Consider the following 18,399-nt stretch of genomic DNA (forward strand, 5'->3'; position numbering starts at 1 on the left):
CGACTGGTTCAACAACCGCCGCATCATGGAATCGATCGGCAATGTCCCGCCGATCGAGCGCGAAGCGGCTTACTATTCACAGATTGAGGGTCAGGCGATGGCCGCCTGACTCAAACCTATGAGCCTCCGGGATTCCCGGGGCGGTTCATGGGACTGGTTTCTGAAGGTCGGCAATCAGCCCAAAGCGGCCGTTCTACCCGCTACTAATTTCGTCCGTGCTAACTGGGCCGTACCCAATGGCACAGATCAGACAGAGATTTGATCGCAACTGGTGGGCTGTGTCATCCCGCGCAACACGACAATTGCGATACATCACGCTGAAACGTCTGCGCGCACAGCTTGATGGCCTCGGCGTACACGAGATAAGGAAACAACATCCCGGCGAGCTGTTCCACGGTCAGCCGCTGGCTGATCGCCAAGGCCGCGATCTGAATGATCTCGCCCGCCTCCGGTGCCAGTATCTGCGCCCCGATCAGCACGCGGGATTCAGCGTCGATCACCAGCTTGATGAAACCGCGCTCATCAAAGTTGGCCAGTGCCCGTGGCACCTGATCCATTTCAAGCCTGCGGGAATCCACCTCAAGGCCTTGCTGCTCGGCCTGGGTTTCGCTCAAACCCACCGTGGCCACCTGCGGGTCGGTGAAGATCACCGCCGGCATCGCCGACAGATCGAGTGTGGATGCAATGCCGTGCATGGCGTCTGCCGCGCGCGTGCCGCCGGCGGCTGCCACATAGACGAACTGCGGCAGCGTGGTGCAATCACCCGTGGCGTAGATGTCCGGTGCTGAAGTTCGCAGGCGTTCATCGACCAGAATCGCGCCGGTGCGGTCGCTTTCCACTCCGGCCGCGCCCAGGCGCAATACTTCTGTGTTGGGCCGCCGCCCCGTTGCGATCAGTAAACGCTCCGCGACCAAGGCCTCATCACCGACATTGACGGTAAACAATGCGCCGTCATGCGCAATCGAAGATGCCGTGGTATCCAGGCACACGTCGATGCCTTCGCCGCGCAAGTACGCACATAATCCGTCGCCCAGCGCCGGGTCTTCGGAGGACAACAAGCGGCTGCGTACCAGCATGGTCACCTGGCTGCCCAGGCGGGCAAACGCCTGGGCCTGCTCGACAGCGACCACGGAGCCACCAATCACGATCAGTCGCGGTGGGCACTCGCCGCTGCGCATGGCCTGCGTCGAGGTCCAGAACGGCGTGCCCGGCAGGCCCTTGATGCTCGGAATGGCCGGGGACGCGCCACTGGCAATCAGAATCCGGTCAGGCGCAATGTGTTGATCACCGTGGTCCGTTCGCACAGTGAGCGATTTTGGTCCATCAAACCAGGCTTCTCCGCGAAGCAAGGTGATGGCGTCTTGCTCATCGATGATGCGCTGGTACTTGCTCTGACGCAGTTCGGCCACGCGTCGCTCGCGTTGCTGCATCAATCGCAGCGGGTCAATGTCGGCCTCGGCCGTGTTCAGTCCCTCGAACGGCACGTGGCGTCTGTCGTGCGCAAGCTGCGCAGTGCGAATCATGATCTTGGACGGTACGCAGCCCACGTTGACGCAGGTGCCGCCGATGACTTCACCGCGTTCGACCATCGTCACCCGTGCACCCAGTTCGGCAGCACGGATGGCACACGCAAAGGCGCCTGAGCCGCTACCAATGATGGCGATGTGCAGTGTTTCTGATGTCGCGTCAGTCATTGATCATCTTCCACAGGTGTTGCGGGATAGCCGTTCGCCGCGCTTGCAGCGGCGATGGCCTGCGGATCGGTGAGCGCATCGTCATACGTCACGATGGCTTGGCGCTGCCTGTAAGACACCTCCACGTCCTGCACGCCCTCGACGCTATTCATGGACTGTTTGACGATGTATCGACAGCCCGCACAGGTCATCTTGTCGATGTCGAAGGTGGCGACAGCCTCTGCTGCATTCGCTCCAAACGGCAGCAAGGCGGCAAGCAGAAATACGCCTATAGCAATTGTTCTGGTCATGATCGTGATCTCCGAGTCGTGACTGCCTTCATGCGTCCAGCAGCGGTGCCAGCCATGGGAATGCCAGCGCCAGCAGTGTCAATGCGGTTGCGATCATCAAGATGGATTTGAGCAGCCATCCGGGCTGACGCTCGGCGCAGTCCTCGGACGCACAGACCTTGGGTGCCCGGAACCAGACCTGGTAGTGACCCAGCGCCAGCAAAATCAGTGTCACACCGAGGAAATACGGCTGGTATGGCGCCAGCACGCTCAACTGCCCCAGCCATGCACCGCCCAGCCCCAGGCTAAAGAACAACAGCGGCAGAATGCAGCAGCTAGACGCGGCGATTGCGCCGACCAATCCGCCTGTCGTAAGCCATGTAGATTTTCGGTGTGTGGGAGCTTGCATCGCAGTCTTGCTGGGGAACCTGCGGGCTACGATGCAGTCTGTAACCGTTACAAGGTCAAGCCCTCGCAATCAAGCAACCACGATGTCAGCAACCACCTCGATCACCATAGGAGACGCCGCCCGGCGCAGCGGCATCTCTCCAGAGTCCATTCGGCATTACGAGCGAATCGGCCTGCTACCCAGTCCCGTGCGTGGTGACAATGGCTATCGCTACTTCTCCCAGGAAACGCTTGACCGGCTGGCGACTATCCGGGCCTGGCGAGACATCGGCATGTCGCTGGACGAGATTCGCGAGCTGAGCGCCGCCACTGAAGGCGAAGAGATGCGGTGCGAGACCGTGCAGCGCCAGTTGCTGGCACATGCCGATGAGGTCCGCAGCAGGATTCAGTCGCTAAAGGCGCTGGAGTCCCGGCTCAGACGCTTGGCGTCGGAGTGCGATCCGAGCCGCGACGAGTGCCCGGTTGTTCGTCAGATGGGTCGCTCTTCACTGTAACCCCTCTGAGGGAGCGGCTGGACCGTCAAGTGCTGGAGCTGTGGAAGTCGATTGCGCCTGGCGCGCTGCGGATTGCAGAACAACGTATTCGCTCCTGATCCGATGACTCCGCCCTCTTGACCCTGTAGCACGCTAAAGACTTAGCATGCTGCAACTGCTCCGCCGTTGGCCGAGTAATTCATTCAAGTTTGTGAATGCCAACAGCGTTTAATCGATTTATTGCGAGGGTGTCATCTGCGTGTCGACAACATCAAACAAACAAGCCAGCCTCTTCCGAATGGTCATGCCGGACCATCTATGTCCTTACGGGCTTAAATCGAAATGGCTACTGGAACGACAGGGCTATTCAGTTCAGGACAACCACCTTGAGACTCGTAAACAGACAGAGGCGTTCAAGGACAAGCATGGAGTGGAGACCACCCCACAAACCTTCATAGACGGCGAACGCGTTGGTGGCTACGACGATCTGCGGGCTCGATTCACTGGATTCGAAAAAGACAGCGACGACAAGTCATATACGCCGGTCCTGATGATCTTCGCTGTGAGTGCACTTTCCGCGATCGCAGTCGCCTGGTTTGCCGAATCGCAACTGTTTTCCTTGCGAACGGTGGAGCTTTTTGCGGCGTTTGCAATGACCGGCTTGGCGCTGCAAAAGCTTCAGGATGTCGAGAGTTTCTCGACGATGTTCCTGAACTACGATCTCCTGGCGCAACGCCGAGTCGGCTATGGATATTTCTACCCCTACGCCGAGGCCGCTGCCGGGCTACTGATGATAGCGGGAGGCCTGGCAGGATTGATCGCAGCGCCTGTTGCACTATTTATTGGCACAATCGGCGCTAGCTCTGTAGTCAAAGCGGTGTATATCGACAAGCGTGAATTGAAGTGCGCCTGCGTTGGTGGCAATTCGAATGTGCCGCTTGGGTTTGTGTCGTTGACGGAGAACCTGGTCATGATCGTGATGGGCCTGTGGATGCCGATCAAGTTTGGGCTCAGCGCCGGCTGGTTTTGACCATGGACGCGAAAACGATGATGGAGAGTTAATGTGATCAAGCAAACAACGGCCGTTGCGCTGGCACTCGTGGCAGCAGCCTTCGCATCTGCACCGGCTTCAGCCGATGACCGTCAGTCATTGGTTCAAATCATCAATGCCATTGAGGCTGGATGGGAATCGGGAGATGGCACCCCATTCCTGAACCATTTTCTCGATTTCCCCGGCGCGCGTTACATCGAGTCGGGTGGCCAGAACGAAGGACTCGATGATCTGGTGACGCACCACGTGGAGCCGGAAAAGGACGCGCTGGAGTACCTGAAGCTCGATATCAGCAAGATCGAAACACACATTGAGGGAGACTTCGCCTGGGCGATCACCGACGTACGTGTGCAGGCCAAAATTCGAGATGGCGGGCGCGAGATTGACAGGACGGGCTACGGCACTTGGTTGTTCCGGCGCCTGGACGGCCAATGGAAAGTGATTCACACCCACTCGTCGTCGCGCGCACCGCGTAAGTCAAACCCTGATCACACCCACAAGCACTGATGCTCTGGCGTCGCCGTGTCCGCCAAGTCCATCGATGGCTCGGCCTGCTGATCGCAATCCAATTGACGCTGTGGGTGGCCGGCGGATTCACCATGGCGTTTCTCGACCTCGATGCCGTGCGCGGGGCACATCGAGTTGCGAATGCAGCGACAGTAGACCTGCGCGCCGCGGGTCCCGTCAGCCCCCCTGGCGACCTCTTGGCGGGATTTGGCAAGACCGTTACCGACTTGCGACTGACCCACTGGCTGGGTCAGCCTGTTTATCGGGTTGAAACCAGCAATGATTCGTACCTGATAGATGCACGTACCGGCGCCCGGTTGGATCCAATCGAATCCACGCAAGCCTTAGCTGTCGCGCAAGCAGACTACGCCGGCGATGCATCAGGTGCGGTGGTGCGCTTGGTGGACACCCCGCACTACGAGACACGTGGGCGTGAGCTGCCCCTGTGGCAGATCGCAGTCAACGATGATCTAGGGACACGAATTTATGTGTCGCCGCAAACCGGTGAAGTGGTAGCCCGCCGCAACAATTTATGGCGCATCTTCGACTTTGTCTGGATGTTGCACATCATGGACTATGACGACCGCGACGACTTCAATCATCCACTACTGCTGATCACAGCCGGCACAGCGCTGCTGTTCGTGATTAGCGGACTGTGGATGCTGGTCTTCGCATTTCGCCGAAAATCACGGGGCTCTCGAACGGCGTGAGCGCTTTGTCGTTTCGCTCGTTGGCTTGTCGCGGCAACGGAGCCAGCCCTTGTGATCGCTGTGGCAGCGCAAGTTCTACCGCTTGACCCTGGACCAAACTACAAGGTCATACTGGGCCTATGCGCAACTGGATCATTGTCATTTTGACGGTAAGCTTTGTGCTTGGGCCGATAGCCCAAGCCGCAGCTGCATGTTGCGCACAGCACGCTGGCGGTCACTCTGCTGAGATGGAGATTGCACCCGACAATCACACCGCTGAGCACTGTGGATCGCATGCCGGAGATGAAATGGTCTCCGGAAGCGAAGCCGGAAAGTTATTCGGCGTCCACTTGGATGGCACCCCGTGCAGCAACATGTCGTCGTGCACCACCGGAGTGATGGCGACTGCGGTTGGCGACATTGCCGCCGTTCCAGTGCAAATCATCGCATTCGCCAAGATTCCGGCTGTGATCGGGAAGCCCCTCGACCGTGCCGATGAACTGACTCACCCACCCAGTATCACCTGACGAAACACACGCCTCGCGAGGCGTGTAGAGACCGCTCGCGCTGACGTTTGGCGCAGCGGCTCCAAGCCCGACCGCTTTTCGGTCCGGGAATTGGTTATCAGTCAGGAGATACACGCATGAGTCAACCCAACACCCCGGCGACGTTGTTGCAACGTCGTGAATTTCTACAAGGCGCATTAGGTGCTGGCGGCCTGCTCGCACTCAACAGCCTGCTGCCCGCCTACGCCGCAACGCAATTCGCCCCAGGGCTTGGCACGGTTACACCCCCCAACCGTCGTCATGCCGCCGACACCCTCATGGACATCGCAATTCGCGAACAACGGCTCGAGCTGGCCGGGCAGCGACCCAAGGCGATGACCCTGAACAACTCAATTCCGGGTCCCGTGGTCGAACTTTACGAGGGGCAACGGGCGTCACTGCGGGTCACCAACCATCTTGCCGAAGACAGCTCGATCCACTGGCACGGCATCTTGCTGCCGTTCGAGATGGACGGCGTTCCCGGCGTGACATTCCCCGGCATCAAACCGGGCGACACTTTCAATGCCGAATTCGATGTTCGTCAATACGGCACATATTGGTACCACAGCCACTCGGGCCTGCAGGAGCAGTTAGGCCTTTACGGACCCATGGTCGTCCACCCGGCCGAACCAGAACCCTGGGCCTATGACCGGGACTACGTGGTGATGTTGTCGGACTGGACATTCGAAGATCCGCATCGGGTTCTGGCGAACCTGAAGGGCATGGCCGATTACTACAACTTTCAGCAACGCACCAGCGAAGACTTTATTCGTGACGCACGCAAGGCGGGCACAGGCGCCGCCCTCGCAGACCGTGCGGCCTGGGGTGGTATGCGCATGATGGCAACAGATATCGCCGACATCACCGGCGAGACCTACACCTACCTGATGAACGGGCTGCACCCGGCCGGTAACTGGACGGGTTTATTCCGCCCTGGCGAACGCGTCCGCTTGCGCTTTATCAATGGCTCGGCAATGAGCTATTTCAATGTCCGAATCCCGGGGCTGCCCATGACGGTTATCCAGGCTGACGGACAAAACATTCAGCCCGTTGAGACCGACGAGTTCCAGATCGGCGTCGCCGAAACCTTCGATGTCATCGTCCAACCGCAAGAGGATGCCGCTTACACGGTGATGGCCGAGTCCATGGATCGCAGCGGTTATACACGCGGCACGCTGGCACCGCGCTTGGGCATGGAGGCAGCAGTGCCGCCGCTTAGAGAGCGACCCATGCGCACCATGGTCGATATGGGCATGGATATGTCCATGGGAGGCGGCCACGGCGGCATGAAGGGAATGCAGCACGGTGACATGCCCAAGATGAAAGGCATGGACCACCAGGGCATGTCCGGCATGCAGGGCAAAGACACAGCATCGGGGTCAGCTCATGCATCCATGGATCACAGCATGGATCCTTCTGCCGGCATGAAGACTGCGCCTGCCATTTCCGGCTTTGCGACGCTGGCGGCATCAATTCCCAATGGCCGGGATCAGCCGATCGAAAGCCGGATGGAGCGGGCTGGTCCAGTCGTCGCGCGACATGGCCCGGACACACATGGACCCGGCAACATCAGCGTGGCGACGGTCCAGCGCAACCGGCTGGGTGAGCCCGGTACCGGCTTGGAGGATGTCGATCATCGCGTGCTGACCTACGCCGACCTGCGAAACATTCAGCCCAACGCCGATACCCGGCCGGTCGATCGCGAGATCGAACTGCATCTCACCGGCAACATGGAACGTTACATGTGGTCTTTCGACGGCGACCGATTTCATGAAGTCGAAAGCACCGTTCGCTTCAACTACGGCGAGCGGCTACGTCTGATTCTCGTCAACGACACCATGATGGAGCACCCAATACACCTGCACGGGATGTTTATGGAGCTGGAGAACGGCCATGACGGGCGGCTGCCCCTCAAACACACACTGAGCGTCAAGGCGTCGGAGCGAGCCTCTTTGCTAATTACGGCGAACGAGCGCGGGCGTTGGGCCTTTCACTGCCATCTGCTGTACCACATGAAGATGGGCATGTTTCGCGTCGTGGAGGTGGTCTGATGCGTTACCTAATTACACTGCTTACCTGCCTGGCAGCCATCTCTGCAATCCCCGCGCACGCATCGGATGACGGCGTGAATCCGAGAACTGGTGCCCCGGCGTCCTGGCCTGAGCCTGTCAAGCGATCGCGTTTCTCCCAGTTTCTGATCGATCGACTGGAGGCCGGCTTCGCGGACGCTGAAGACACCAACGTTTGGGATGCCCAGGGCTGGTACGGCGGCGATGTGCACAAGGGCTGGCTCAAGACCGAAGGCGAAGGCGCGCAGGGCGAGCCATTGGAGTCAGCTGAACTGCAACTTGGCTACGGCAGAATGATCGGCCGGTTCTGGGATCTGCAAGTCGGTGTGCGACACGACTTTCGGCCAGACCCGGACCGGACGTTTCTCGCATTTGGTGTGCAGGGCCTGGCACCGTACTTTTTCGAAGTCGATGCCGCCAGCTTCATCAGTGATGACGGTGATGTGTCGCTGCGCATTGAAGCTGAGTACGAACTGCTGATCACGCAGCGCGTCATCCTGCAGCCTCGCTTCGAGTTGAACGCCGCCGTGCAGTCTGTTCCAGAGGCCGGCGTGGGTGGCGGCGTCAATACGACGGAGACTGGCCTGCGTCTGCGCTATGAGATCAGCCGCAAGTTTGCGCCGTACATCGGCTTCGAGTGGACGCAACGCTATGGCGAAACTGCAGACTTTGCGCGTGAAGAACGAGCGCCGACCTCCGTGAATGCGCTGGTCGTAGGAGTACGGGCGTGGTTTTGAGCCGCGCCCTACCCCACGCCGTGTTGGCGTGTTTTGTTCTTGTGACTGGTCCGGCAATCGCTCACCGGCCGGCGACCCCACTCCAACCCATGCATGGCGGGCTGGTTGAGCAGGTTGGACAAACGCGGGTGGAGCTCGTGCTGCAAGACGGGCTCGTACACGTCTACGCCAGAGACCTTCGGGATAATCCGGTGCAACTACCGAGCGCTCAGCTCAAGGCCTGGACAGCCTCGGGCATGCAAGCGGTGCCGCTAAGGATCAGTTACGACACGCTGTCGGATCCGTTGACCCAGCCCTCGATAGCCAGCGCTACTTGGTCGAAATCCAGCTGAGTTTGGGGCAAGTCCACCGTCTCATTTTCACCAACCAGCAGAGTGACAACTAATGTCGCGCACAACTCATTACTTCCTATCCAGGTACTCAACATGACCAAAATGTTTCTGACTTGCGTAGCCCTCTTGGTCGCCAGCTCGGCAAATCCAGTATTTGCTGCAGGCCAACACGGCGGGGCGCACGACGCACATCGCGCTCAATCGGCGAAGGCTTCGGCACCCAGCCGCGAGGATTGCATGCAACACCGGCAGATGGACATGGGCGCCATGAACCACCAGCAACACGCCGACCACATGGCGATGATGGCGGCCTGCGAGTCTTCGCATCCGGAGTCTGCCGATAAGGGGAAGCGCCAAGCCGACGGACATGATCACAACCATGGGGGGCACTGACATGAAAAGGTTTGTACTGGGTGCTGTAACTGCAATCATCGGCGTGGGCGTCATCGCGCTTGCGGTGCCCTTGACCGGCCTGTACAACGTCGCCGCTACTGAGCGTGATGTCGGCCCGGTTGCCTGGTTGCTGCACACGACGTATCACCAATCCGTGCAACGCCGCGCCCGCGACGTGGATGTTCCAGCGGACTACGCGTCCGATGCTTCGGTGCTCATTGGTGCCCGAAACTTCGATGCCATGTGCAGCACTTGCCACACCCCGCCCGGCTTGGGTGACACACCGGTAGCCACTGGGCTGAATCCCCAGCCGCCCGCCCTGCTGGACATTGCGGATCACAGCACGCCCGCAGAGCAGTTCTGGGTGATCGACAACGGCGTGCGCATGACCGGCATGCCGGCATTCGGCCCGACCCATGAATCTTCAGAGCTTTGGGGGTTGGTCGGATTCCTGCAAGCTATGAAAGGCGCGGACGCGAACACATACCGTTCGCTGGTGACGAGAGCAGGCAAAGTCTTGGATGCCGACGACGGGCATGACCACCGACATGGTCCGGGTGACGACAGCTCAGATGATGGTTCGGCAGCCGATGCGCCTGCGACCGATGGCGATGGCGATCACCCGCACAGCGACACAGACGACGGGCATGCGCATGATCATGGGTCGCCTCCGCCCACCCGCGAAACGCCGAAGGACGACCATTCCGACCATGATCACTCGCATGCTGAACCGACGAAGCCACTCGCAAGGAATGACGCCGAAGCACTGGCAAACGAGTTCTACGACGCATTGGCAGATGGCGATGAGGTTGCCGTGCGCAGGGTGCTCGCAGACCAGGTTCTGATCTTTGAATCGGGCGGCGTTGAGAGTTCAATGGACGAGTACGCCGGTCATCACATGCCCAGTGACATGGCATTTTTGCAACAAGCCAAGCGAGAGCCGCTATCTCGAAGTTCCGATATTCAAGATGACCGTGCGTGGGTGGCAACTCGATCCAGATTGACCGCGCAGCTGGGTGATCGGGCCATCGATGTGATCAGCACCGAGACGCTCGTTATGCATCGGGATGCCGAGCAGTGGCGCATAGCGCACGTGCATTGGTCATCTGGAAAAGCCAATGGTGAACACTGATGGACGGCTTGCAGATTGGACAAGCTGCATCCGAAACCGGAATCCCGGTCGAGACCATTCAATACTACGAGCGCGTCGGCCTTGTACCTCCGCACCGGAAAGGCTCGGGAAACTACCGACTGTTCGATGACGAAGTAATCAACCGGCTCGTTTTGTACGTAATGCATTCGAGTTCTGGCTGCAAGGTCGGGTGGTTAATGCCGTACTCTGCCTGCAATCGCATGGCCGCAGCCTCCAACGCAGGCTGCCAATATTCCAATGCCTGCATCTCCACATGTGCGGACAACGCTCGGCTGTGCGACGACACCTCCCAGACATGCAGGTGATGCACGCCTGAAATCGATGGATGACTGTCTCGAATCGCGCACTTGATTTCGTCCAGATCCAATCCCGGTGGCACGCCGGCCATCACGACGCGAAGCGTCTCGATAAGCAGCTTGGTGGATGACACAAGAATCAAGACACAGATTAGTAGAGACAGAATCGGATCGATTGGCATCCACCCCGTGGCCAGCACCACGATTCCAGAGCCCACTGCCGCAACCGAACCCAGAAGATCGCCCATCACGTGCAACATTGCCCCGCGAGTATTCAACGTCTGCTCGCCTCGCGACAGCAGCCAGGCAACACCGATGTTCACCAGTAAGCCAAACGTACCCACCAGCAATACCGTGCCGCCCTCAACCTCCGGGGTGTCGATCAAGCGCTGGATTGCCGCATAGATGATGACCGTCACGATGGCGTACATGAAAATGACGTTGAACAGCGCGCCCAATACCTCGGTGCGCTGCCAGCCGTAACTCAGCCGTGCTGTCGGTGGCCGCCTGGCTGCCCAGGCCGCGAGCGCGCCGACCGCCAACGACAGGCTGTCCGTCAGCATGTGGCCGGCATCGCCAATCAGCGCCAGCGAATTGGCCAGCCAACCGGTGACCGCCTCGACGGCCGCGAAGCCGGTGGTGATGACTAGCGCCAGCAGCAAGGTCCTGGTGCTGGAGGTATGCGCATGGTCGTGATCGGCGCTCATGTCAGGTGTCTCGAGTCGGCTGCGACAGTTGAGACAGTCACTCGGTCATGCATTTCGTGCTCCAAGCATGATGACAACCATGCCGGTAAGGCAAAGCCCGACGCCAAGCAAATCGCTATACGTCGGGCGCACTGCATCCACCAGCCACAACCAAGCCAGAGCGACGCTGACATAGACACCACCGTAGGCCGCATATACACGCCCGGCAGCCTCCGGGTGCAGGCTGAGCAGCCACACGAAAAGCGCCAGACTGGCAGCAGCCGGCAACAGCAACCACGCGCTGCCGTCGCGCCGCAGCCACAAGTACGGCAAGTAGCAGCCGACGATTTCGGCGAGCGCCGTGGCGACGAACAGGCCGAACAACTTAGCGCTTTCCGCCAGCATCAAACCTCACCGGCCGTATTGGCGCCTTGCGTCACAGGCTGCTGCTTGGACTCACGGAGGATCCGAATGCCGCCGCGCAGAACAATGCCGGCAACGGTCAAGCCGATGACCAGGTCTGGCCAGCGCGACGCCGACACCATCACCAGGACACCCGCCAGGATAACGCCCATATTGGCGATGACATCGTTGGCAGAAAAAATCCAGGCAGCACGCATGTGGACCTCGCCATCTCGGTGTTTACGAAGCAGCCACAGGCAGACAACATTCGCCGCAAGTGCGACCAGCGCCACGCCGATCATCCATTCACTTTGCGGGTCACTTCCGAGTACAGATCGCCGGGCGACATCGATCAACACCAGGCAAGCCAGACTGATCTGCAGCCAGCCCGACAGTCGTGCCGCCGTATTTTTGGCCGTTGCCGCACGTCCAACCGCATACAGGCTGATGGCATACACCGACGCATCAGCGAGCATGTCGAGTGAGTCGGCGATCAATCCTGTGGATTGACTCAGCCAACCCAATCCGAACTCGGCGACAAACATCACCCCATTGATGGCCATCAGGGCGATCAGCACACGCCGCTCCGCCTGATTGCGGGCCTCGAACTCACATCCGCAGTCGCTCATGCTTCACTTCCCTTGGTGTTTGCCGACAGCTCGCTGTCATCTTCCCGCCCATGCACGATCCGATACAAGGCCGGCAGCAGCAGTAGCGTCAGCAAGGTTGAGGATACGATGCCGCCGATCACCACGGTGGCCAGCGGTCGCTGGACTTCGGCACCCGTGCCGGTGTTCAGCGCCATCGGTACAAAGCCCAGGCTTGCCACCAGTGCCGTCATCAAGACCGGGCGCAGGCGAACCAATGCGCCTTCGGTGATGGCCTGCTGCAAGGGCTTGCCATCAGCCCGCAGTTCACGAATGAACGACAGCATCACCAAGCCATTGAGCACCGCCACCCCGGATAACGCGATAAAACCAACTCCGGCGGAAATGGACAGCGGCATGTCACGCAGCCAAAGCAGCGCCACCCCGCCGGTGAGCGCCAGCGGCACACCGGTGAAGATAATGAGCGCGTCTTTCAGCGACCCGAAGGCCATCAGCAACAGGCCCAGAATCAGCATCAGTGTGACCGGCACAACAAGGCTGAGCCGCTTGCTCGCGGATTGCAGTTGCTCAAACGTGCCACCGTAGTCCAGCCAGTACCCGGCAGGCAGGTCGACCTGGTCATTGATGCGCTGCTGCGCTTCTGCCACGAACGAACCGAGGTCGCGCCCACGCACGTTGGCTGTGACCACGACCCGACGCTTGCCGTCCTCCCGGCTGATCTGTGCGGGAGCGGGGGCGAGCTTGATGTCGGCGACTTCGCCGAGCGGCAGGTAGCGTGCGCCACTCTCGCCCTGCGCTTCACCTGGGAGCATCAGCGGCAGGCGTTCCAGCGTTGCCGGGTCTTGCCGAAGGCGCTCGGGCAACCTCACGATCAACTCGAACCGGCGGTCACCGTCGAAGATCAAGCCTGCAGCAGTCCCGCCTACAGATGTCGCGACCAGGTCCTGGACGGCTTGCACATTGAGGCCATAACGGGCCAGCGCCGTGCGGTCTGGGATGACCGACAGCACAGGCAAGCCGCTGACCTGCTCGACGCGCACGTCTGCCGCACCGTCGATGTCTTGCACCACGGCCTGGATGGCTTGCGCGCTACGCAGCAGTTCTTCCAAGTCATCACCAAACACCTTGATGCCAAGGTCTGCCCGGACGCCTGAGATCAGCTCGTTGAAGCGCAGTTGAATGGGCTGCGAGAACTCGTAGTTGTTACCCACCAACTCGCCCAGCGCGTCTTCCATCTGCTCGACCAGTTCGGCTTTGGACAGGCTCGGATCGGGCCATTCATTGCGCGGCTTGAGCATCACGTAACCGTCCGAGATGTTCGGCGGCATCGGGTCGGTGGCGACTTCGGCCGTACCGACGCGGGCAAACGCGATTTCGACCTGCGGAAACTCGCTGATGCGCTGTTCCAGTTGAGCTTGGAGCTCAAGCGACTGGCCCAAGCCTGTGCCCGTGATCCGCAGGGCCTGGATGGCGACATCACCTTCATCGAGTTGCGGCACAAATTCAGACCCCAGCGTGGTGGCAAGCCAGCCACTGGCCACCACGAGCACCGTCGCTCCGGCCACCAGCGCCCAGCGCAACTTCAGTGCGCCAGCCAGCAGCGGCTCATAGGCCCGCTTGGCTCCGCGAATCAGCAAGCTCTCGCGCTCTGCAACTGGCCCGCGCATGAATAGGGCAACGGCCGCCGGAACGAATGTCAGTGACAGCACCATGGCCGCCAGCAACGCCATCACGACGGTAGCGGCCATCGGGTGAAACATCTTCCCCTCAACGCCTGTGAGCGAGAAGATCGGGATGTAAACCACGGTGATGATGCCAACGCCAAACAAGCTCGGGCGAATCACTTCACTGGTGGCGGTATAGACCACATGCAGTCGCTCTTTGAGCGCGAGCCTTCGCTCGCCAGTGCCGTGTTGTGCTTCGGACAAACGTCTAATGCAGTTCTCGACCACAATCACGGCGCCATCCACGATCAACCCGAAATCCAGTGCGCCCAGGCTCATCAGATTGGCCGAGACGCCCGTGCGCACCATGCCGGTGATCGTCGCCAGCATCGCCAACGGGATAACCGCAGCAGTGATCAGGGCGGCGCGGATATTACCCAGCAGCAGGAACAACACCACGATGACCAGCAGTGCGCCTTCGAGCAGGTTTTTCTGCACGGTGGAGATGGCTTTATCAACCAGCGTTGTGCGGTCGTACAGGGTTTGGATGTACACGCCATCAGGCAGCGAGCGGTTGATGGTCTCGATACGCTCGGCGACATCGCGCGCCACGGCACGCGAGTTCTCACCAAGCAACATCATGGTGGTGCCAACCACGGCCTCCTCGCCGGCGACGGTCGCCGCCCCCGAACGCAACTCTCGTCCGAGCGCGACCTCGGCAACATCGTTCACCAGCACAGGGACCCCCTCGCGCTGAGTGACTACAACTTGCTCGATGTCGGCGATGCTCTCCAACAGCCCCGGTGAACGCACCAGCAGTTGCTGGCCATTACGCTCCACATAGCCTGCGCCGCGATTGCTGTTATTGCGCATCAGGGCGTCGGTCAGGTCCGACATCGACAGACCCCACGCCAGCAGCTTCTGCGGATCAGGCAGCACGTGGTACTGCTTGTTGAAGCCGCCAATGCTGTTGACCTCCGCCACACCCGGCGTGAGCACAAGCTGCGGGCGGATAATCCATTCCTGCACTTCGCGCAGGCCCATGGCATCCCAAGGGCGGCCATCCGCCTGCGTGGCACCCGGCTCGGCGCGCACGGCGTACATGTAGATTTCGCCCAATCCGCTGCTGATCGGCCCCATCTCCGGCTCCAGGCCGGGTGGCAGTTGGCTGCGTACGGCAGACAAGCGCTCGTTGATCAGGTTGCGGGCGAAATACAGATCGGTGCCTTCTTCAAACACCACCGTGACCTGTGACAGCGCATAGCGCGACAGCGAGCGGGTGTAGTCCAGATTCGGCAGGCCCGAGAGCGCCGTCTCTACCGGGAAGGTCACCCGCTGCTCGGTCTCCAGTGGCGAGTAACCGGGTGCGGCGGTGTTGATTTGCACCTGCACGTTGGTGATATCCGGCACGGCATCAATGGGCAGCGAGCTGTAGCTCCACACCCCGACCCCGATCCACACCAGCATCAGTGCCAATATCAGCCAGCGCTGCTCAACCGCAGCGCGCACAATTGAATTGATCATGACGAGCCCTCAGTGGTCGTGTTCGGCGCTGGATTTCTCCAACTCGGCCTTCAGCAGATAGCTGTTGGCCGTCACGTACACCACACCGGGTTTCAAACCGCCCAGCACCTCCGTTGCTCGGCCGTCGCTGCGGCCCAGCGTGAGTGGGTGCACTTCAAAGTCATCCGCTTCTCGAACGAACACGGATGGGCGGCCTTCGATGTCCTGTAATGCCCGGTTCTCGACGACGAGCGCGGCATCGGTCACAGCTGTGACGATCTCCGCGCGGATGGTCGATTCCGGCGTCCACTTGCCATCGGGGTTTGGCAACACCACGCGCGCGTGGCGCGCAGGCCCGAGCATCGCATCGGGAGTGATCCAATCGATGACGCCTTCGGTTTGCACGCCGTCGCCAAGCAGCAAAACCGTTTGGCCTGCGCGCACTTTTTCGGCCTGAGACGGAAAGATGGCGAGCTGTGCCCAGACTTGTGAATAGTCCGCGATCCGCAACAGGTTGCGGTCGGCAGTCACCTCACCGGCTGTTGCCATGCGCTCGACGATCACGCCGCTGACGGGTGCCCGCAGGGTGTAGCGCTGCAGGCTGTCATCGGCCTCAACCGTGGCCAAGGCATCACCACGTGTCACGCGCTGCCCCACATCGGGATCGAGCCGGATGATCTGGCCCGAAAACCGTGCCCGGACGACCGCCATGCGTGATGGGATGGGTTCGATGCGACCGTAAACCTGCAGCGTTTCGCGCAGCATGCCGGGTTGTGCGACAGCCGTTTCCAAGCCTGCCAATGCAATTTTCTCATCGGTTAGCTGGACGACATCGGCACCGCCGTGGTCATTCGATTGGCCATTGTGCGTATCGGGTTCGCTGTGTTCGGCATGATCGTCCATTTCTTGAGCGGCGAGCGCAGTCGGCGCAAGAATTGCGGTGAACAGCGATAGGCTCACGGCCAGCATCGTCGCGGCAAAAGTGTTTCGTTCAGTGGTCATGGTCAGATTCCTTGTGTTCAGAGTCGCCGTCGGCAGCAGTTAGCGCCGCGCCGGACAGGCGCTCCAGTTCAATTCGGTTGAGATGGGCACGGCGTGCAGCGTTGACGAGCGCCAGTCGCGCATCAATCAGCTCTTGCCTGGCGGCAATCAGCTCCAGGTAGCTGTAGCGCCCGGCCCGGTAGGCCTCACGTGTGTCTCCCAGGGCAGACTCCAGCCTGGGGATGACTGCATCCCGCAACATGGCGAAGGCTTCAATGGCGTGGGTCCGGTGTTGCCACGCTTCAAACAGCGTCGCGCGTGCGGCAATAACGGCGGCCTGTGAATCAAACCGCGCTGCCTCGCGTCGCGCCGTCGCCGCGGCAATGTCGCCCTGCGCGCGGCGGCCGGAGAACAAGGGAATGCTCACCCCGGCAACCAGGCCCGTGCTATCGCTGCCCTCCAGACGGCGCACGCCAGCCCGCCAGCGAATGTCGCCACGCGCGTTTGACTGGGCCAGGCGCAAGCTGGCCGTTTGGATTCGCTCGTGGCTGGCCAGTTGCTGAAGGTCCGGGTTGCGGTTCAGAGCGTCGACCAGCGGCTCGAAGGCCCCTGCGTTGCCAGGATGAAACAGCGCATCGTCATCAACCAACTCGAAGCCGGGCTGCTCAGCACCCCACAGCGCGGCCAACTTGGTCCGCAGCGTCGGCAGCTGGTGCTCGATATGGCCCACCTCCAGGCTGGCGCGGGCCGTGGCGGCCTTGGCGCGGTCCAGTTCCGCTTGTGGAGCGCGTGCACGGCTGACCCGCCGGCCCACGGTCTCTTCAGCTTGGCGCGCAAGATCCTCCGCTTGGCGGGCGACCTCAAGCTCCTGCTGCAGCGCAGCCAGTTCTACAAACAACCGGGCAGCTTTGGCCTGCACATCCAGCAACTGCGTGCGTCGCTGCGCAACGGACAACCCTTCCCGTGCATCAACGATGGCTGTGCGGAAGGCAGGACGATCACCCAGCTCGATGACGCTGGAAAGAGCCAGCGTTAACTCAACGCCGTCGATGCCCTGTGCTTCATTGGTCCCGCCAAACTCATCCGCTTCGGCATTGAGCGCCAACGGCGGTGAAAGCGACGCTGAAGCTCGCTCCCCGGCCAAGGCCTTCAAACGCGGCGCATAGGCCGCCAGGGACGGGTTGTTGTCGGTGACCCGTTGAATCGTCTCGCCCAAGGTCAGGGCGTCAGCGGTTTGCGGTTGTGCATGGCCCGCTGCAAGCCAAGTGAACCCGATGGCGAAAAGCGCCATCCGGCAAAAATAACCAGACATGGTGACTCCAGAAATCGTTGCGCCGAACAGGCGCATGGCGGTGCCGCATTGGCACCGGAGGCGATATCTAGAGAACTAGGGGCGGTGCTCGCGCTGGGGGGCTGAGACCGACACGGCGGTGCGGCACCGGCGCGGTGCGCTGCGTTACGAGCAATATGCGCGGCGCGATAAACAAGCCCAGCAATACAGCTGCAACAACGGCGAGCAAATCGCTTTCATCCAGGTCGAGCAGCTTGACCAGGATGCCGTCAGCCGCATCAACCTTGGTGTCTATACAGGTTTCGTCCGCACACGCTTCACTAACGTGAGCAATCGCGTCTGCATGCGCTTCCTTCAGGCAATCGAGGTCACCGTCCGAGCACGCATGGGCATGCGCGCCCAGGATGCGGCTGGCCAGCACGAGGATGACCAGGAACCAGACCAATTTGTGAGAATTGATATGCAAGTGACGAGAACGTAGCTGAGGAGGACTGCTTGAAGTCTATTATCTGATAAGTCGGAAACTCAGACAATCACTTGGCGAACAAAGTGCCTCAGCATTGATTTTTTTCTCACACGGGGCGACGGGATGCGATGGAGGGGGTACTACGCCCCCTGGAGAACCCCGAAACGACCGGTGTCCGGTTT

At 60.6% G+C, this 18,399-nt stretch carries 19 protein-coding genes and 1 pseudogene; 10 read left to right on the plus strand and 10 right to left on the minus strand.

Features of this window, described 5'->3' with window-relative positions; genetic code table 11:
• Positions 1–281: 281 nt before the first annotated feature.
• Genes merA through DEH80_RS09985 form a run of 3 tightly spaced genes read right to left on the minus strand, consistent with a single transcriptional unit; the run spans position 282 to position 2,324 of the window.
• On the minus strand, positions 282–1,694 hold the full coding sequence (gene merA / locus DEH80_RS09980) for a mercury(II) reductase (protein WP_243412790.1): 1,413 nt from the start codon (positions 1,692–1,694) through the stop codon (positions 282–284).
• The gene (locus DEH80_RS17585) at positions 1,691–1,984 is read right to left on the minus strand and encodes a cation transporter (RefSeq protein WP_243412791.1); all 294 of its coding nucleotides are present in this window, start codon (positions 1,982–1,984) and stop codon (positions 1,691–1,693) included. The genes merA and DEH80_RS17585 overlap by 4 nt, the downstream gene beginning before the upstream one ends.
• A gap of 28 nt (positions 1,985–2,012) precedes the next feature.
• Positions 2,013–2,324, minus strand: coding sequence for a mercuric transporter MerT family protein (locus DEH80_RS09985; protein ID WP_165831406.1), 312 nt, complete (start codon positions 2,322–2,324; stop codon positions 2,013–2,015).
• Between the two features lie 130 nt (positions 2,325–2,454).
• Between DEH80_RS09985 and DEH80_RS09990 the strand changes: the two genes are divergently transcribed.
• The 10 genes and pseudogenes from DEH80_RS09990 to DEH80_RS17805 form a co-directional block, all read left to right on the plus strand.
• Positions 2,455–2,865, plus strand: coding sequence for a MerR family transcriptional regulator (locus tag DEH80_RS09990; protein ID WP_165831407.1), 411 nt, complete (start codon positions 2,455–2,457; stop codon positions 2,863–2,865).
• A gap of 238 nt (positions 2,866–3,103) precedes the next feature.
• Entirely contained in the window at positions 3,104–3,874 is a 771-nt protein-coding gene (locus DEH80_RS09995; RefSeq protein ID WP_243412792.1) for a MauE/DoxX family redox-associated membrane protein, read from the plus strand.
• Positions 3,875–3,907: 33 nt separating this feature from the next.
• Positions 3,908–4,402: a YybH family protein gene (locus tag DEH80_RS10000; RefSeq protein WP_109720361.1), complete on the plus strand. Its 495-nt coding sequence runs from the start codon at positions 3,908–3,910 to the stop codon at positions 4,400–4,402.
• The gene (locus tag DEH80_RS10005) at positions 4,402–5,112 is read left to right on the plus strand and encodes a PepSY domain-containing protein (protein ID WP_109720362.1); all 711 of its coding nucleotides are present in this window, start codon (positions 4,402–4,404) and stop codon (positions 5,110–5,112) included. The genes DEH80_RS10000 and DEH80_RS10005 overlap by 1 nt, the downstream gene beginning before the upstream one ends.
• A 119-nt stretch (positions 5,113–5,231) precedes the next feature.
• Positions 5,232–5,618: a hypothetical protein gene (locus DEH80_RS10010; protein WP_133249203.1), complete on the plus strand. Its 387-nt coding sequence runs from the start codon at positions 5,232–5,234 to the stop codon at positions 5,616–5,618.
• A 116-nt stretch (positions 5,619–5,734) separates the two neighbouring features.
• Positions 5,735–7,687 carry a copper resistance system multicopper oxidase gene (locus DEH80_RS10015; RefSeq protein WP_109720364.1) on the plus strand — a complete coding sequence of 651 codons (1,953 nt, stop codon included), beginning with the start codon at positions 5,735–5,737 and terminating at the stop codon, positions 7,685–7,687.
• Positions 7,687–8,442 carry a copper resistance protein B gene (locus DEH80_RS10020; RefSeq protein WP_109720365.1) on the plus strand — a complete coding sequence of 252 codons (756 nt, stop codon included), beginning with the start codon at positions 7,687–7,689 and terminating at the stop codon, positions 8,440–8,442. The genes DEH80_RS10015 and DEH80_RS10020 overlap by 1 nt, the downstream gene beginning before the upstream one ends.
• 569 nt (positions 8,443–9,011) lie before the next feature.
• Positions 9,012–9,167, plus strand: coding sequence for a hypothetical protein (locus DEH80_RS17330; RefSeq protein WP_165831408.1), 156 nt, complete (start codon positions 9,012–9,014; stop codon positions 9,165–9,167).
• 1 nt (position 9,168) lies between these two features.
• A complete protein-coding gene (locus tag DEH80_RS10035; protein ID WP_165831409.1) occupies positions 9,169–10,299 on the plus strand; it encodes a c-type cytochrome in 1,131 nt (376 codons plus the stop codon).
• Positions 10,299–10,394, plus strand: a pseudogene (locus DEH80_RS17805) (MerR family DNA-binding transcriptional regulator); the annotation flags it as partial. The gene DEH80_RS10035 and the pseudogene DEH80_RS17805, both read left to right, overlap by 1 nt.
• Positions 10,395–10,411: 17 nt before the next feature.
• Here the strand turns inward: DEH80_RS17805 and DEH80_RS10045 are convergent.
• The 7 genes from DEH80_RS10045 to DEH80_RS17185 all read right to left on the minus strand — a co-directional run bounded on the left by DEH80_RS10045 (position 10,412) and on the right by DEH80_RS17185 (position 18,217).
• Complete coding sequence (locus DEH80_RS10045) at positions 10,412–11,323, minus strand: cation diffusion facilitator family transporter (protein ID WP_109720369.1); 912 nt, start codon at positions 11,321–11,323, stop codon at positions 10,412–10,414.
• Positions 11,324–11,368: 45 nt separating this feature from the next.
• On the minus strand, positions 11,369–11,707 hold the full coding sequence (locus tag DEH80_RS10050; RefSeq protein ID WP_109720370.1) for a YnfA family protein: 339 nt from the start codon (positions 11,705–11,707) through the stop codon (positions 11,369–11,371).
• Complete coding sequence (locus tag DEH80_RS10055; protein WP_109720371.1) at positions 11,707–12,333, minus strand: cation efflux transmembrane domain-containing protein; 627 nt, start codon at positions 12,331–12,333, stop codon at positions 11,707–11,709. Before DEH80_RS10055 ends, DEH80_RS10050 begins: the two co-directional genes overlap by 1 nt.
• Positions 12,330–15,500, minus strand: a complete 3,171-nt coding sequence (locus tag DEH80_RS10060; RefSeq protein WP_109720372.1) for an efflux RND transporter permease subunit — start codon at positions 15,498–15,500, stop codon at positions 12,330–12,332. Before DEH80_RS10060 ends, DEH80_RS10055 begins: the two co-directional genes overlap by 4 nt.
• Positions 15,501–15,509: 9 nt before the next feature.
• The gene (locus DEH80_RS10065) at positions 15,510–16,481 is read right to left on the minus strand and encodes an efflux RND transporter periplasmic adaptor subunit (protein ID WP_109720373.1); all 972 of its coding nucleotides are present in this window, start codon (positions 16,479–16,481) and stop codon (positions 15,510–15,512) included.
• Positions 16,471–17,772 carry a TolC family protein gene (locus DEH80_RS10070; RefSeq protein ID WP_165831410.1) on the minus strand — a complete coding sequence of 434 codons (1,302 nt, stop codon included), beginning with the start codon at positions 17,770–17,772 and terminating at the stop codon, positions 16,471–16,473. The genes DEH80_RS10065 and DEH80_RS10070 overlap by 11 nt, the downstream gene beginning before the upstream one ends.
• A gap of 67 nt (positions 17,773–17,839) precedes the next feature.
• Positions 17,840–18,217: a hypothetical protein gene (locus DEH80_RS17185; RefSeq protein ID WP_133249204.1), complete on the minus strand. Its 378-nt coding sequence runs from the start codon at positions 18,215–18,217 to the stop codon at positions 17,840–17,842.
• Between the last annotated feature and the right edge of the window lie 182 nt (positions 18,218–18,399).

Origin of the sequence: Abyssibacter profundi, from assembly GCF_003151135.1 — a bacterium.
GTDB classification, from domain to species: Bacteria; Pseudomonadota; Gammaproteobacteria; order Nevskiales; family OUC007; genus Abyssibacter; species Abyssibacter profundi.

Excerpts from the sequence above, each read along its gene's own strand:
- merA (WP_243412790.1), bottom strand. The coding sequence starts at position 1,694 with ATGACTGACGCGACATCAGAAACACTGCACATCGCCATCATTGGTAGC.
- DEH80_RS17585 (WP_243412791.1), bottom strand. The coding sequence starts at position 1,984 with ATGACCAGAACAATTGCTATAGGCGTATTTCTGCTTGCCGCCTTGCTG.
- DEH80_RS09990 (WP_165831407.1), top strand. The coding sequence starts at position 2,455 with ATGTCAGCAACCACCTCGATCACCATAGGAGACGCCGCCCGGCGCAGC.
- DEH80_RS10005 (WP_109720362.1), top strand. The coding sequence starts at position 4,402 with ATGCTCTGGCGTCGCCGTGTCCGCCAAGTCCATCGATGGCTCGGCCTG.
- DEH80_RS10010 (WP_133249203.1), top strand. The coding sequence starts at position 5,232 with ATGCGCAACTGGATCATTGTCATTTTGACGGTAAGCTTTGTGCTTGGG.
- DEH80_RS10015 (WP_109720364.1), top strand. The coding sequence starts at position 5,735 with ATGAGTCAACCCAACACCCCGGCGACGTTGTTGCAACGTCGTGAATTT.
- DEH80_RS10020 (WP_109720365.1), top strand. The coding sequence starts at position 7,687 with ATGCGTTACCTAATTACACTGCTTACCTGCCTGGCAGCCATCTCTGCA.
- DEH80_RS17330 (WP_165831408.1), top strand. The coding sequence starts at position 9,012 with ATGCAACACCGGCAGATGGACATGGGCGCCATGAACCACCAGCAACAC.
- DEH80_RS10035 (WP_165831409.1), top strand. The coding sequence starts at position 9,169 with ATGAAAAGGTTTGTACTGGGTGCTGTAACTGCAATCATCGGCGTGGGC.
- DEH80_RS10045 (WP_109720369.1), bottom strand. The coding sequence starts at position 11,323 with ATGAGCGCCGATCACGACCATGCGCATACCTCCAGCACCAGGACCTTG.
- DEH80_RS10050 (WP_109720370.1), bottom strand. The coding sequence starts at position 11,707 with ATGCTGGCGGAAAGCGCTAAGTTGTTCGGCCTGTTCGTCGCCACGGCG.
- DEH80_RS10055 (WP_109720371.1), bottom strand. The coding sequence starts at position 12,333 with ATGAGCGACTGCGGATGTGAGTTCGAGGCCCGCAATCAGGCGGAGCGG.
- DEH80_RS10060 (WP_109720372.1), bottom strand. The coding sequence starts at position 15,500 with ATGATCAATTCAATTGTGCGCGCTGCGGTTGAGCAGCGCTGGCTGATA.
- DEH80_RS10065 (WP_109720373.1), bottom strand. The coding sequence starts at position 16,481 with ATGACCACTGAACGAAACACTTTTGCCGCGACGATGCTGGCCGTGAGC.
- DEH80_RS10070 (WP_165831410.1), bottom strand. The coding sequence starts at position 17,772 with ATGTCTGGTTATTTTTGCCGGATGGCGCTTTTCGCCATCGGGTTCACT.